The 13,830-nt window shown below is 73.8% G+C and carries 10 protein-coding genes; 2 read left to right on the top strand and 8 right to left on the bottom strand.

From position 1 onward, the window contains the following. Nucleotides 1–2: 2 nt before the first annotated feature. From rfbF to rosag_RS15955, 3 genes are read right to left on the bottom strand one after another with little or no spacing between them, the layout of a single operon-like run. Nucleotides 3–785 carry a glucose-1-phosphate cytidylyltransferase gene (gene rfbF, locus rosag_RS15965; RefSeq protein WP_284351150.1) on the bottom strand — a complete coding sequence of 261 codons (783 nt, stop codon included), beginning with the start codon at nucleotides 783–785 and terminating at the stop codon, nucleotides 3–5. After that, the gene (locus rosag_RS15960; protein WP_284351149.1) at nucleotides 782–2,629 is read right to left on the bottom strand and encodes a hypothetical protein; all 1,848 of its coding nucleotides are present in this window, start codon (nucleotides 2,627–2,629) and stop codon (nucleotides 782–784) included. Before rosag_RS15960 ends, rfbF begins: the two co-directional genes overlap by 4 nt. A gap of 49 nt (nucleotides 2,630–2,678) precedes the next feature. Then, nucleotides 2,679–3,689, bottom strand: a complete 1,011-nt coding sequence (locus rosag_RS15955; RefSeq protein WP_284351148.1) for a hypothetical protein — start codon at nucleotides 3,687–3,689, stop codon at nucleotides 2,679–2,681. A gap of 182 nt (nucleotides 3,690–3,871) precedes the next feature. On the opposite strand from rosag_RS15955, the gene rosag_RS15950 reads away from it, so the two are divergent. Together rosag_RS15950 and rosag_RS15945 are read left to right on the top strand one after the other, a co-directional pair. Continuing rightward, a complete protein-coding gene (locus rosag_RS15950; protein ID WP_284351147.1) occupies nucleotides 3,872–4,846 on the top strand; it encodes an ABC transporter ATP-binding protein in 975 nt (324 codons plus the stop codon). Next, nucleotides 4,839–6,191: an ABC transporter permease gene (locus tag rosag_RS15945; RefSeq protein WP_284351146.1), complete on the top strand. Its 1,353-nt coding sequence runs from the start codon at nucleotides 4,839–4,841 to the stop codon at nucleotides 6,189–6,191. Before rosag_RS15950 ends, rosag_RS15945 begins: the two co-directional genes overlap by 8 nt. Nucleotides 6,192–6,355: 164 nt before the next feature. Here the strand turns inward: rosag_RS15945 and rosag_RS15940 are convergent, their stop codons facing one another. The 5 genes from rosag_RS15940 to rosag_RS15920 all read right to left on the bottom strand — a co-directional run bounded on the left by rosag_RS15940 (nucleotide 6,356) and on the right by rosag_RS15920 (nucleotide 13,792). After that, complete coding sequence (locus tag rosag_RS15940) at nucleotides 6,356–7,690, bottom strand: serine/threonine protein kinase (RefSeq protein ID WP_284351145.1); 1,335 nt, start codon at nucleotides 7,688–7,690, stop codon at nucleotides 6,356–6,358. A gap of 147 nt (nucleotides 7,691–7,837) precedes the next feature. Then, on the bottom strand, nucleotides 7,838–9,043 hold the full coding sequence (locus rosag_RS15935) for a PEGA domain-containing protein (protein ID WP_284351144.1): 1,206 nt from the start codon (nucleotides 9,041–9,043) through the stop codon (nucleotides 7,838–7,840). Between the two features lie 81 nt (nucleotides 9,044–9,124). Beyond that, nucleotides 9,125–10,534: a pilus assembly protein TadG-related protein gene (locus tag rosag_RS15930; protein ID WP_284351143.1), complete on the bottom strand. Its 1,410-nt coding sequence runs from the start codon at nucleotides 10,532–10,534 to the stop codon at nucleotides 9,125–9,127. A gap of 205 nt (nucleotides 10,535–10,739) precedes the next feature. Beyond that, nucleotides 10,740–12,200, bottom strand: a complete 1,461-nt coding sequence (locus tag rosag_RS15925; RefSeq protein WP_284351142.1) for a pilus assembly protein TadG-related protein — start codon at nucleotides 12,198–12,200, stop codon at nucleotides 10,740–10,742. A gap of 185 nt (nucleotides 12,201–12,385) precedes the next feature. Further along, a complete protein-coding gene (locus rosag_RS15920; RefSeq protein ID WP_284351141.1) occupies nucleotides 12,386–13,792 on the bottom strand; it encodes a pilus assembly protein TadG-related protein in 1,407 nt (468 codons plus the stop codon). Between the last annotated feature and the right edge of the window lie 38 nt (nucleotides 13,793–13,830).

Genomic DNA, 13,830 nt, shown 5'->3' with positions numbered 1-13,830 from the left:
TCTCAGCTCCGCGCCCGCGCGGCGTGCGCCCACGGCGCCTGCCCCGATGCCCACAGCGACTCCAGCAGCCGCACGTCGCGCAGCGTGTCCATCGGCTGCCAGAACCCCTCGTGCCGGAACGCGCGCAGCTCCCCCTCGGCCGCCAGGCGCTCCAGCGGCTCGCGCTCCCACAGCGTCGCGTCGCCCGCGATGTAGTCCAGCACCCGCGGCTCCAGCACGAAGAAGCCGCCGTTGATCCACCCCTCGCCGATCTGCGGCTTCTCCTCGAAGTGCGCGACCGCGTCGCCGTCGAGCGCCAGCCCGCCGAAGCGCGACGGCGGACGCACCGCCGTGACGGTCGCGAGGCGGCCGTGCGCGCGGTGGAACCCGACCAGCTGGCCCACGTCCACGTCGGACACGCCGTCGCCGTACGTCATCAGGAACGGCGCGTCGCCCACCCAGTCGCGCAGCCGCCGGAGGCGGCCGCCCGTCTGCGTGTCGGCGCCCGTGTACACCAGGTGCACCAGCCAGTCCTCGGCGTCGCCGCCGTGCATGCGCGTCGTGCCGTCGGCGAGGTTGATCGAGAAGTTGCGGCCGACGTAGTGGTAGTGCAGGAAGTAGCTGCGCACGACCTCCGCGCGGTACCCCAGCGCGACGACGAACTCGGTGAAGCCGTGCGCCGCGTAGTGCTGCATGATGTGCCAGAGCATCGGGCGGCCGCCGATCTCCACCATCGGCTTGGGCTTGAGCGCCGTCTCCTCGGACAGGCGCGTGCCGAGTCCGCCGGCCAGGATCACGACCTTCATCGGGCGTCGCGCCGCGTGAGGCGCCGGAGGGACATGACGTAGCCGTCCACCTCGACGCGCACGGGCGGGCCGATGACGTACGTGGAGTCGAGTCGCTGCAGCAAGGGGAGGTTGTCGATGTACGGGTAGGCGAGATACCACGCGCTGTCGGGCCGCACCCCGCCGGCGATGACGTCCTCGGCGTGGGCGAGCGTGGGGGCGGAGAGCGGCGACGCCCCGAAGCGCCGCTGCGACCGCTCGTCCAGAGCACCGACGATCCACCAGTTGGCGAAGGAACCGGTCACCAGCACGCGGTCCCGCACGGGATGCAGCCGGTCCAGCGCGCGCTGGGAGAGCTGGGCGATGCGCAGAAACTCGAGGTTGTACAGCCCCTCGTCCAGCCCGTAGTGGAACCGGTGCACGAGGCGGTTGGTCCACAGCATCTCGCGCGAGCCGACGGAATGCGTCCCCCACACCGCGCGCGACACGGGGTCGAGCGTGCGCGTGAGCGACGCCCCGAGCAGGACGACGAGCGCGGCGAGCGTCGCGCGGCGCGCCGCGGTCGGCACGCGCAACCGCAGCAGGGCCGCCAGCGCGAGCAGCAGCAGCACCGGGAACACCGGCTGCATGTAGCGCGCGATGGGCGCCGTGGGGATGCGCGTGATCAGGAAGATGGCGGCCGCCCCGAACAGCGTGCACGCCAGGAGCATCCGCGGGTCAGCGCCGGGCACCGTCCGCGACGGACGCCCGGTGGCGAAGCCGCGGATCCCGACCAGCAGGTCGGCGAGGATCGCCGCCCCCGGGATCCAGTGGAAGTTCACGAGCAGCAGGAAGCCGAAGTACGTGACCGTCGGCGGCCGCAGGTGCGGCGTCACGAGCGCCTGGAGCATCTCGCCGGGATCGGACGCGGCCCACAGCAGCGAGGTCCGCGGCAGGGTGGCCCGCCAGGCCATGTACGCGGTGAACACCACCAGCGGCAGCACGGCCGTCCCCAGGGGCATCGCGCGGCGCAGGCGGGCGGCCGTCGCCAGCGGGGCCCAGCGCGCGCCCATCGCCGCCCGCAGCAGCACGCCGGCGCCCAACAGTGCCACCGGCACGCTCCACGGCCCCCACGGCAGCAGCGCGGCGATCAGCAGGAAGGCGACCGGTCCCGCGAGCAGGCCGTTGCGGGTGTCGCGCGCGACGGGGAGCCCGACCACCAGCGCCGTCGCGAACGACGCGACGAGCGCCGCGTACAGGACCGGCCCCGTCTCCTTGGAGAAGGCGGCCATGAGTCCGAACACGGCCGCGATCCCCCAGCGCCGCTCCGTGGCCGCGGCCGTCGCCACCAGCAGGAAGACGAGGATGCCGAAGTCGGGGTTGACGTGCACCGCGCCCGCCACGACCACCGGGTCGATCAGGAGCGCCGCGGTCAGGAGCGCGCGCTCGGGCGCGAGCGCCGGATCCGGGAAGACCCGCCGCAGCAGCCGCATGAAGGCGAGCGCGCCCAGGAGCAGGAGCAGCCCGTTGGCCAGCAGGAGCAGCGGCATGCTCCCGGGCGCCAGCCGCTGGAACGCCGCCAGCACGGCCACGTAGGCGTGGGTCGGATGCTCCGCGCACCGCAGGGCGCCCGGCGCCAGCGGCGCCACGGCCGCCCGCACGATGCAGTCGGCATAGATGCGCGCGTCCCAGACGGGGACGTAGTCGCGGGCCTGCCACAGCGCCCACGCGACCCGCCCCACCGCGCCGCCGAGCACCAGCCCGGCGAGGGCGCGGTGCCACGATCCGGCCATGCGCGGGCGCGCGGCGGCGGGGGTGGACGGGGTGGCGGGCGCCGTCGTGGACCGCGCCGCGTCGCGCGCCGCGGCGGAGTGGCCGGGACTCACGGGATCTCGGAGGCGACGGATGCGCGCGGCGCGAGCTCGGCGCCCGTCGTCAGCGGACGCGCGCGACCCGGGCGCGCGCGACGAGCGCCCGCGACCGCATCCACGCCGCGTCGGCCCACACGGGCAGCGCGCCATCGTTCGGCCGCCGCAGCACCAGCAGCAGCGCCGGCAGGTAGAGGCCGACGAGGACGTACGGTGCCGCGGCGAGCACGAACAGGTCGCCGGTCTCGAGCCGCGCCATCCAGACCAGCCACGCCGTCAGGCCGCAGGCCGCCAGCAGCTGCGCCTCCCCCTTGGTGCGCGCGACGAGGGCGAGCGGCAGCTGATCGGCGAAGAAGAGCAGCTGCGGGACGCAGGCGTAGAGCGCCAGCAGCCACGCCTCCGGCCGCCGCCATCGCAGCAGCGCGAGCAGGGCGAACGCACCGATCGCGGTGGTCACGGGCGCGGGATGCGCGTGCACGTGGTCGAGGTTGCGCAGCCACGCCATCGGCCACGTCGGCAGCGCGGCGACGCTCAGCAGCGCGACGAGCGTCGCCACCAGCGCGCCGCGCACGTTCCAGCGCGCGGCCAGCAGCGCCGCGCCGAGCGTGGGCTTGAGCACCGCGAGCCCACCGGCGCGTGGCGCGAGGTAGGCGACGCAGAGCAGCGGCGTCCACTGCCCGAACTTGAGCGCCATGATGAAGCCGGGGCCGGCCAGCGCCCACAGCCGCCACCACCCGCCCCGCACCAGCAGCGATGCCAGCGCCCCCGAGGCGAGCCCCATCAGCGTCGCGCCGGCGGCCGGCAGCGGCATCCACGCCACCGGGATCGTCGCGAGCACGGTCGGCATCGGATAGTAGAACCGATCCGGCAGGGGCCACGCCGGCGTTCCGGGCAGCTGCAGGTATGGATCGCCCCCCGCCAGATAGAGCCGCGCCGCACGCCACCAGAACTCGAAGTCGCTGGGGATGACGGTCGTCGCCAGGCAGTAGTACGTGTAGGCGGCGGCGAGCAGCGCGATCGCGCCGGCGGCAGCGTGCGCGGCCAGCGGCCGGGATCGAGCCTGGGGACCGGAGAGCACGACGTACCGAGAAGTGGGCGGCGCGGGAGTCGGGTGCGGTCCGGCCGGAGCCGTCGTGCGGCGAGCCGTCGGGGCATCCCCGGGAGGGCGCCGAGGGGAGGGCGGTGCGCCGGCGCCGGCCTGCCAGCTTGCACACGAGCCTCCCGGTCGTCAAGCTCGTAGTCCTTCCCCCACCCCGCCCCATGTCCCCTCCCGCGCTGGCCGTCCGCTCTGTCGTGAAGCGGTACGCCGACCACACCGCCGTCCGCGACCTCTCGCTCCGCGTCCCCACGGGCGTCGTGTACGGCCTGCTGGGCCCCAACGGCGCCGGCAAGACGACCACCATCCGCATGCTCCTCGGCATCATCGCGCCGGACGAGGGGTCGATCGAGGTGCTCGGCCGCCCGCACATGGAGCGCGGGGTGCTCGACCGCGTCGGCTACCTCCCCGAGGAGCGCGGCCTGTACAAGAAGATGCAGGTCCGCCGCGTGCTCGTCTTCCTCGCCGCCCTCAAGGGCGTCGCGCGGAAGGACGCCGAGCGGCGCATCGACGAGTGGCTCGAGCGGCTGTCGCTGCGCACGCCCGAGAAGGACTGGGGCGAGCAGCGCGTGGACGAGCTCTCGCGCGGCATGCAGCAGAAGGTGCAGTTCATCGGCACGCTGCTGCACGACCCCGACCTCGTGATCCTCGACGAGCCGTTCAGCGGGCTCGATCCGATCAACGCGCAGGCGCTCAAGGACACCGTCGTCGAGCTGCGGAAGCGCGGCAAGACGGTCGTCTTCTCGACGCACCTGATGGACAACGCCGAGCGCCTGTGCGACGCGGTGTGCATCATCGCGCGCGGCGAGAAGGTCCTCGACGGCGGCGTGGCCGAGGTGAAGGCGGCGCACGGCGGGCGGCAGGTCGCGCTGGCGCTGGCCGGCGGCACGGAGGTGACGCGCAACGGCGTCGGCGAGGTGCTGGCCGACCGCACGCTCGTCACGCGCGTGGACGATCACAACCGCTACCTCGATCTGGAGCTGGCGCCGCACGCCGATCCGCAGCGGCTGCTGGCGCGGCTCGTCGAGGTCGGCGCGCCCATCAGCCGCTTCGAGCTGGTGCAGCCGTCGCTCCACCAGATCTTCCTCGAACGCGTCGGCGCCACGGGCGTCGAGGCGGGGATGACGGGCCATGGGTGACTTCGAGAAGCTGAAGGCGATCGTCGCGCGCGAGTTCATGGAGCGCGTGCGCACCAAGTGGTTCTTCATCATCACGCTGCTGGGGCCCGTGCTCCTCAGCCTCCTGCTCTTCCTGCCGGCGTGGCTGGCGTCGCGCGACCGCACGTCGCGCGCGTCGGGCCCGATCGTCGTGCTCGACGCCACGGGCGCCGGCGTGGGCGAGCGCGTGCGCCAGGCGCTCTCCGCGCCCGCCTCGGGGCTGCCGCCGGTCATCGGCGCCGCCGCGCGCGCGACGATCCCGGTCGAGGTGCGCCCGACGACGCTCGACTCGCTCGCGCACGCCGAGTCGCTGGCGACGCGCGCGGTGATGGACAAGGAGGCGCAGGGCTACCTCGTCATCGGCCCGCGCGTCTTCGAGGGCGACTCCGCGCGCTACTCGGGGCGCAACGCGACGTCCGTGGGCGACATGGCGCGCCTCACGACCGCCGTGCGCACCGCGCTGCTGGACGTGCGCCTGGAGCGCGCCGGCGTGCCGCCCGAGCGCATCCGCGAGGTCACGCGCTACCGCGGCGGCCTGAAGACGGAGCGGCTCACCGAGCGCGGACGCGGCGGCTCCGGCGAGGCGAACCTCGCGCTGGCGCTCGGCGTCTCGTTCCTGCTCTACATCTCCATCGTGCTGTACGGGCAGAACGTGCTGCGCGGCGTGCTGGAGGAGAAGACGACGCGCGTCGCGGAGGTCGTGCTCTCGAGCGTGCGCTCCGACACGCTGCTCGCCGGCAAGGTGCTGGGCGTGGGCGCGGTGGGGCTGCTGCAGATCCTGGTCTGGATCGCGGGCACGATGGCCGTCGGCGCGTACCTCGCGCCCTTCCTGATGCGCGGCGCGGGCGGTGCCGCGGCGGCGGCGACGCCTGGCACGTCGGCCGTGATGTCGGGGATCGACTTCTCGTTCGGCGCCGCGGCCGCGCTGCTCGTGTTCTTCGTGCTCGGCTACACCTTCTACTCGTCGCTGTACGCGGCGGCGGGCGCGATGGTGAACTCCGAGCAGGAGGCGCAGCAGGTGCTGCAGCCGCTCATCCTGCCGCTGGTGGCGACGGCGATGCTCATCCAGCCGGTGCTGCTCAACCCCACCGGCAACCTGTCGCGCTGGGCGGCGATCTTCCCGCTCTCGGCGCCGATCATCATGCCGCTGCGCATGAGCCTCACGCCGGTGCCCGCATGGGAGGTCGCGCTGTCGGTCGCGCTGCTGATCCTCGCCTGCCTCGCCGCCATCTGGGCGGCGGCGCGCATCTACCGCGTGGGCCTGCTGATGTACGGCAAGCGGCCGACGATGCGGGAGCTGGCGCGGTGGATCGGACAGGCGGGGTGAGGCGGAGGACGGAACGGCGGAGGACGATGTAGCGGAGAACGATGGCGCGTGAAACGATGAAGCGGACGCTACGAGCCTGAAGCTCGTAGCATCCGCTTTTTCGTATCGCGCCCTTCCGTCCTCCGCCGTATCGGCTTCCGCGTTTCCGTCCTCCGCCTTTCGGTTCAGCGGAAGTTGACCGTTATGCGCGCCCCCGGCGTCACCGTCACCGTCGTCTCCGCCGGCGCCAGCGTCCCGTGCCCCGTCCGCACCGACACGCGGTGCTCGCCGGGCGTGAGGCGCACCCACCGCGGCACGCCGCCGCGCGGGATGCCGTCCACGATCGCCATCGCGTCGGCGGCCGGCGTGACCGGCACGATCATCAGCTCGCCCAACCGTCCGCGGGCGTGCACGCGCGCCTCCTCCAGCTCCGGCGACACCGGCACCACCGTCGAGGTGACCACCGGCTCGCGGAAGCCGAGGCCGATCAGGACCGCGTCCCACCGGTCGGAGAGGACGCTCGTCATCGTCGCCAGCGCGGCCGCCAGCGCCGTGACGCGCAGGCCCGAGCGGACCGCGGACGGCTCGCGCGGCGGCTTCCAGTCGAACGGATGCTCGCGCGGACGCTCGGCCGGGAAGCCGCAGGCCGTCGCGAACGCCTCGGCGAACTCGCCGGCGGACTCGTAGCGCCACTGCGGGTCGCGCAGCGTCGCGCGGTGCAGCGTCTCGTTCACCTCGGGGCTCAGCCCGTGGCGCAGCTCGCGCTGCGTGGCGACGTCGATCAGGTTGAACGCCAGCAGCGGCGTCGTGCCGACGCGGTCCTCGCGCACCTCGCCGATCAGCAGCTCGTAGGCGATGAGCGCGAGCGCGTACTGATCGACCTTGTGCGTGATCGGGAACTCGTCGCCCGCGCGCAGCTCGGGCGCGTGGTAGGTCGGCGAGCGCGCCGGCAGCGGCGGCTCCTCCTGCAGCTCGGCGTCGTCGACGACGATGCGGAAGTCGGCGACCTGGCAGTGCCCCGTGGAGTCGAACAGCACCGCCTGCGGGGAGAGCGCGCCGTGCCAGACGCCCTGCGCCTGCGCGTGCTCCAGCGCGGCCGCGATCTCGCGGACGATCGTGACGATCGCCTCGATCGAGAGGAGCTCGCCGGCGGCCTGCCGCGCCGCGAGCGTCCCGCCGGCGCAGTAGCGCCAGGCGCAGTACGCGACGTCGCCCTTCTCGCCCGCGGTGACCAGCGAGGCCGCGTGGCGGTGCTTGAGGCGGCGGGCGACCTTCGCCTCGCGCAGGCAGCGGCGGAACTCGATGTCGGCCGACGAGCGGTCGCGGCGCGCCACCTTGAGCGCGACCTGGCGACGGCCCCGCAGCTCCTGCGCGTGCCAGACCACCCCCGACCGGCCGGTGCCCAGCAGGGCGAGCGGCTCGAAGTCGGCCTCGAGCTCCGCCGGGAACGGCGGCGGAGCGCACGACGGCCCGACCAGCCAGGCGGGACGCGCGAGGGCGAAGGGGAGGGTGTCGGCCACGGGGGGTCGCGGGGATGGGCACGCCGGTGGGCGCACGTCTGGTGGACGCGCGTCCCGGCTGTCCCACGACGACGACGAGGGCGACGCGTCACGCCGCGCCGCCCCCGTGCCACCCGACCGCCGACCGTGCGCGGCGGCCCGACTGCGCTACGGCGTCCGGAAGGACGCGCTCGCGGTGTCGCCCGCGGACACGAGCACGGTGACGACCGCCGGTGCGTAGGCGCGGCCGGACGCCTGGAGCGAGACCGTGTGGAAGCCCGGGCCGGCGGCGATCGTGGCCGGCGCCGTGCCGGCCTGGCGGCCGTCGAGGATGATCGTCGCCGCGCCGCCGCCCGTCCGCACGTCGATGAAGCCCTGCGCGGCGGCCGGCGTCGTCGCCGACGTCGTCGCCGGCGGCGACGCCGGCGTCGTGCTCCCGGTCCCCGTTCCGGTCGCCGCCCCGGCCACCTGTGAGGCCACGGAGGGGCGGTCGCTGCCGCCGCCCCACAGGCTGCCCAACGACCGGCCGGTGACGTTGAGCGCCAGCATCGTGAGGCCGATGACCGCGCCGACGGCCAGGCCGCCGTACGCCAGGAGGGCGAGGAAGCGGCTGGCCGGCGAGGGGCCGGTCGATCCGCCACCGGTGCGCGCCGCGCGCGCCATCCGCGCCGCCGCGACACGATGGAGCACCTCCTCGTCCGGGGTGGTGACGGGAGGCGGCACGTCGAGCTGCGTGGCGAGCGCCTCGACGAACTCGGTGGCGCTGCCGAAGCGCCAGCCGGGATCGCGCGCCATCGCCCGGCGGATCACCTCGTTCGCGGTGGGGCCGAGGCCGGGACGGAGCGGGTGCTCGGGCCCGAGGCGGATCTCGTTCACGACGTCCAGCGCCGGCGCATCGGGGATGCGCGCCTCGCGGCGCTCCCCCGTCAGCAGCTCGTAGGCGATGATCGCGAGCGCGTACTGGTCCAGGCGCGTCTCGGGGCTGTCGCCGTGGCGCTGCTCGGGCGCCAGGTAGCCGGGGCGCAGCTCCTCGACGTCCTCGGGCGGCACCAGGTAGGCGCGCCCGTCGGTGCCGACGGCGATGGTCGACGGCGACAGCGCGCCGTAGACGCGTCCGTGCTCCGCCAGCTGGTCGATCGCCCGGGCGACCTCGCGCAGGATGTGGACGACGCGCGGGAGCGGCAGCAGCTCGCCGGCGAGCATCAGCTCCAGCGACAGGGCGGTGGCGGGCGGGGTCGTGAACCACCCGGCGGGCGTGTCGCTGCGCGCGACGGTCCGCAGGGGGACCTCGCGGTCGCTGAACGTCGGATCCAGTGCCGTGTCGCGCGGGCCCGCGGGCTCCGCCGGGCGACCAAGCGGCCGGTCGTCTGACATGTCGCCCCCGGAATGCGGCGCGTCGAAGGGTGGCATCGCGGCTCTCGCGGATCGGGGCGCGCGGCGTCGCGCGCCCCGCCATCACCGCACCAGGATCAGCCGCTGCTGGTCGCTGGTGACGTTGCCGAGCTCCGTGTTCGGGCTGATGACCGGCGAGGACAGCCCCTGGATCACGCCGACGACCGTCCCCTTCGGATAGGTGGCGACGATCGTCCCGCCGGGGATCTGGCACCCCTCGACGTTGTTCGCCGGCGCCCCGAAGACCGTGGAGATGCCGCGGAACACGCACACCACCTTGAGCCGCCCGATCTCGCGGAAGTCGGTGGCGTTGGAGCCGTTGTAGACGTTGTCGCCCCACGCCACGGTCTGCATGGTGCCGACCTGCGTCGCGGTGGTGCTCGCGTAGCAGCCGGAGTCCCAGCTGCGGATGCCCGTGGTGGCGTCGAGCACCGACGCCCGGTAGTGGCAGGTGACCGGCTCCGTGATGCGCGGCCGGTTGTTGCCGGACGGCCAGTCGGTGCTCTCGGGATTGGTCCAGTTGCTGGTGTTCGCGGGCTCGCACTGGTTCTCGGTGCTGCCCATCAGCGCGTTCACCATGGCGCACGGGATGTCGTTGGACCCCGGCAGCGTCGCGCCGTTGGCCGTGTTCACCGACACCGTCTGGTACGTGCAGCCGAAGGTGTTCTGCTGGAACGTCGTCGTGGACGCGTTGTTGTTGCCGCTCGGGCTGAGGAAGTTGTAGCCCGTGAACATCCCGTTGTTGTACCCGAGGTTCCCGAGCGCCGCCGTCGAGTCGGGGTTGCCGCCGGCGCCGTCGTAGGTCGGCGGGCGGAAGATCACGATGCGCATCGACTCGGTGATCGTCCCCGCCTCGATGCCGGCCGTCATCGTGGGCAGCGCGCGGGGATCGAGGTCCGGGCGCGGGTTGGCCGTCGAGGCGACCGCCGGGAAGCTCGTGATCGCCTGGACCTTGTCGTACAGCACCTTGTACGGCAGCGCCCACGGCTTGACGCACGTGCCGTTGTTGATGTTCGCGATCCACGCCGTGCCCTGGCGCCCGATGGTCGGCGCGACCGCGCGGTTCGTCCCCGCGAGCACGAGCCCCGGCGTCGCACGGGCGGTCACGCGTACCGAGTTCGCGTCCGTCCAGTTGCTGGCGGTCAGCGTCTGGGTCGTGGGGTTCCACCACATCGGCTCGACGTCCGCCGCGGCGACGGAGACCGCCTGCGCGAACGCCTTGTTCGCGGCCGCCGTGTTGATGGCGTAGGCCTCGGCCGTCGTCTGCACGTCGGCCTGGCCGCGGTAGAGCATCAGCGCGCGCGCGGCCGCGAGGGCCGAGGCGTCGGCGGTCGTCTGGAGCTGGTTGGCGCCCACCTGCCACCAGCCCGCGTCGATCGCGAGGGCGGCGATGGTGATGATCGGCACCGTGAGCAGCGCGACGAGGATCACCGTCGCGCCGCGACGGTTGGTCGGTCGGCGTGTTGTGCGCATGGAGGCCACGGCAGAGCGTCGGGACGGCAGACGCGAGACTCGGCCTGCCGCGCTCCCGCGCCTACGGCGGCGGGAGCGGCTTTCCCAAGATCATGACGCAAGCCTCATGCGGCAAGCACGAGAATACGGGCGCGCGGGACGCACGTCACCGACGCCGGCCCTTCGCGGCCGGCGTATCGCGTCCCCCGCGCCACAGCCTGTGGCGTCAGCGCACCAGGATCAGCCGCTGGTTGGTGCTGGTGACGTTCCCCAGCTCGGTCGCCGCGTCGATGGTCATCGTCGCCAGCCCCTCGATCGCCACCACGAGGGTGCCGATGGGCAGGTTGGTCAGCGTCGTCCCGCCCGCCGGCGCGCACGACTCGGCCGTCGCGCCGCCGGTGCTGCCCCCGCCGTTCCCGCCGCCGTTGTTGCCGCCCCCGTTGTTGCCACCCCCGTTGTTGCCGCCCCCGTTGTTGCCGCCGCCGTTGCTCCCTCCGCCATTGCTGCCGCCGTTGCCGTTGCTCCCGCCCGACGCGCTGGCGCCGAGCCCCCGGAACACGCAGAGGACGCGCACCATGCCGATGACGCGGTGGTCGACCGCGTTCGAGCCGACCCCGACGTAGTCGCCCCAGGCGACCTTCTGCGCGGTGCCGAGGGCGGTCGCGGTGGCGCTGGCGTAGCAGCCGGCGTCGTGGGTGGTGACGGCGTTGGCGCCGTTGCCGGTGGTCGTCGGCGCCTTGTAGTGACAGGAGACCGCGTACGCGGGCGCCTCGTCGATCCACCCGCTCTGGCAGGTCTGCGCGCTGCTCCCGGTGAGGGCGCGCATCGTCCAGCACTCGTAGTCGGTGCCGTTGCCGGGGAGCGTCGTGCCGTTGTTCTGCGTGACCGAGACGCTCGTCAGGTCGCAGCCGAAGATGTTGGCCTGGTACGACTGGTTGCCGGCGTTGCCGGAGAAGTTGTACCCCTCCCACCGGCCGTCGTAGGCCGTCAGGCCGCTGGCACCGGCGGGGATCGCGGCGGGGGTGTTCGGGCCGTAGAAGACGAGCGTCCGCGCGCCTTCGGAGTAGCCGCCGACGGCCAGCGCCGCCACCTGCGCCTGCGACAGGTCGGGCCGGCGCCCCCCGCCCGGCGACGTCGCGGTGCTCGCGATCCCCGTGAGCGACGTGACGCGGTCGTACAGTTCCTCGTACGGGAGCGACCAGGGCTTCACGCACGTGCCGCTGTTGACGTTCGCGATCCAGGCGACGCCCTGTCGCGCGACGGTCGGGGCGGAGGACCGGAGGAGCCCGCCCAGGATCAGCCCGGGCGTCGCGCGCGCCGTCACGCGCACCGCGTTGGCGGCCGCCCACGTGCTGGCGCTCAGCGTGGCCGAGGACGCCGTCCAGTACATCGGCTCGACGTCGGCGCCCGTGACGGACACCGCCTGCGAGAAGGCGCGGTTGCTGGCGGCCGTCTGCGCGGCGTACGCCTCCGCCTTCGCCTGCGTGTCGCTGGTCGGGTAGAGCTGGAGCGCCCGCGCGCCGGCCAGAGCGGCCGCGTCGGCCGTGGTCTGGAGCTGGTTCGCCCCGACCTGCCACCACCCCGCGTCGAGCGCGAAGGCGGCCAGGGTGACCAGCGGGACCGTCAGGATCGCGATCAGGACGAGGGTCGCGCCGCGACGGTCGGGCCGTCGCCGGGGGATGCGCATGCGGGTGGGGGCGTGGCGCCGGGCGGCGCGTCGTGACGCCGCGGGCGCGGCGCGGACGGCGGAGGCCGCCGTGCCCCAACTTTGTGACCATCCTGCAATGTTGCAAGATGACGCCGCCGACAGGTTTCCCCGTCGACGGCGTCGCGCGCGCACCACACCGTGGCGCGCATGCCTCCTGCGGCAGATCAGCGCACCAGAATCAGGCGCTGGTTGATGCCGACCGTGTTCCCGAGCTCCGTCGTGGCGCTGATGGTCGCGGAGGTGATGCCGTCGATCGCGAAGACCATGGTGCCGCGCGGCAGGTTGGCGATCGGGGCCACGCCCGGGGGCGAGCAGGTCTCGGTGCTGGCGCCGACGCCGACGCCGCCGTTGCCGCCGCCGTTCCCGTTGCCGTTGCCGCTGTTGATCGCGGCGAGGCCCCGGAACACGCACAGCATCCGCGTCAGCCCGACGATGCGGTGGTCGACGGCGTTCGAGCCGGTGCCGTTCAGGTCGCCCCAGGCCACCAGCATCGCGACGCCCGGCGCGGTGCTCGATGCGTCGTCGTAGCAGCCGGCGTCATGCGCGGTCACGGCCGCGGCCCCGTTGCCGGTCGTGCTGGGCGCCTTGTAGTGGCAGGTCGTCTCGTGCGTCGCCAGCTCGTTGTACCAGCCGGCGCCGCAGGTGTTGCTGTCGCTGCCCATGAGGGCGCGCACCGTCCGGCACTCGTAGTCGGCGCCGCCAGGCAGCGTCGTGCCCACGTCCTGGCTCACCGAGACGTTCGTCGGGTCGCAGCCGTAGATCAGCGACTGGAAGCTCTCGGTGCCCGCGTTGCCCGAGTAGCTGTAGCCGATCCACTGGCCGTCGTAGGCGGTGAGCCCCGTGGCCGTGCTGGGGATGCCGCCCGACGTCGTCGGGCCGCGGACGACCACGATCCGCTGCTGGTCGGAGTAGCCGCCGGTCGTCAGCGTGGCCATCTGCGCCTGCGTCAGGTCGGGCCGCCGGCTGCCCGAGCTGGTGGCGGCGAGGCCGGTGAGGCTGGCCACCTTGTCGTACAGCACCTCGTACGGCAGGGACCACGGCTTCACGCAGATGCTGCTGTTGAAGTTCGCGATCCACGCCATGCTCGAGCGCGTGATGGTCGGCGCGGTCGCGCGGACGACGCCGGCGAAGAGCAGCCCGGGTGTGGCGCGGGCGGTCACGCGCACCGCGTTCGCGTCGGTCCAGTTGGTGGGCGTCGCCGTGCCCGACGTCGGCGACCAGTACATCGGCTCGACGTCGGAGCTGGCGATCGTCACCGTCTGCGCGAACGCCTTGTTCGCCGCCGCGACCTGGTTCGCGTAGGCCTCGACCTTGGCCTGCGTGCCGTTGCTCGGATAGAGCTGCTTCGCGCGCGCGGCGGCCAGCGCCGCCGCGTCGGCGGTCGTCTGCAGCTGGTTGGCGCCGACCTCCCACCAGCCCACGTCCAGCGAGAACGCCGCGACGGCGACCAGGGGGACCATCAGCAGCGAGACGAGGACGAGCGTCGCGCCGCGGCGGTCGAGCCGCCGCGCGGTCCGGTTCGGAGTCTTCCGTCCTGTCGTGCGGTCGGTCGTGCGTTGCGACGTGCGCATGGAGTGCCTCCGGCCGCGGCCGGAGGCACCCGGGTGCG

This window comes from Roseisolibacter agri (assembly GCF_030159095.1).
Classification (GTDB): Bacteria; Gemmatimonadota; Gemmatimonadetes; order Gemmatimonadales; family Gemmatimonadaceae; genus Roseisolibacter; species Roseisolibacter agri.
Note: the sequence above shows the minus strand (reverse complement) of the source record. Positions and strands in the feature narration are given on the sequence as shown.

Bases quoted from the DNA above. Each gene is read 5' to 3' on its own strand.
- rosag_RS15930 (WP_284351143.1), bottom strand. From the start codon at position 10,534: ATGCGCACAACACGCCGACCGACCAACCGTCGCGGCGCGACGGTGATC.
- rfbF (WP_284351150.1), bottom strand. From the start codon at position 785: ATGAAGGTCGTGATCCTGGCCGGCGGACTCGGCACGCGCCTGTCCGAG.
- rosag_RS15945 (WP_284351146.1), top strand. From the start codon at position 4,839: ATGGGTGACTTCGAGAAGCTGAAGGCGATCGTCGCGCGCGAGTTCATG.
- rosag_RS15935 (WP_284351144.1), bottom strand. From the start codon at position 9,043: ATGTCAGACGACCGGCCGCTTGGTCGCCCGGCGGAGCCCGCGGGCCCG.
- rosag_RS15920 (WP_284351141.1), bottom strand. From the start codon at position 13,792: ATGCGCACGTCGCAACGCACGACCGACCGCACGACAGGACGGAAGACT.
- rosag_RS15925 (WP_284351142.1), bottom strand. From the start codon at position 12,200: ATGCGCATCCCCCGGCGACGGCCCGACCGTCGCGGCGCGACCCTCGTC.
- rosag_RS15950 (WP_284351147.1), top strand. From the start codon at position 3,872: ATGTCCCCTCCCGCGCTGGCCGTCCGCTCTGTCGTGAAGCGGTACGCC.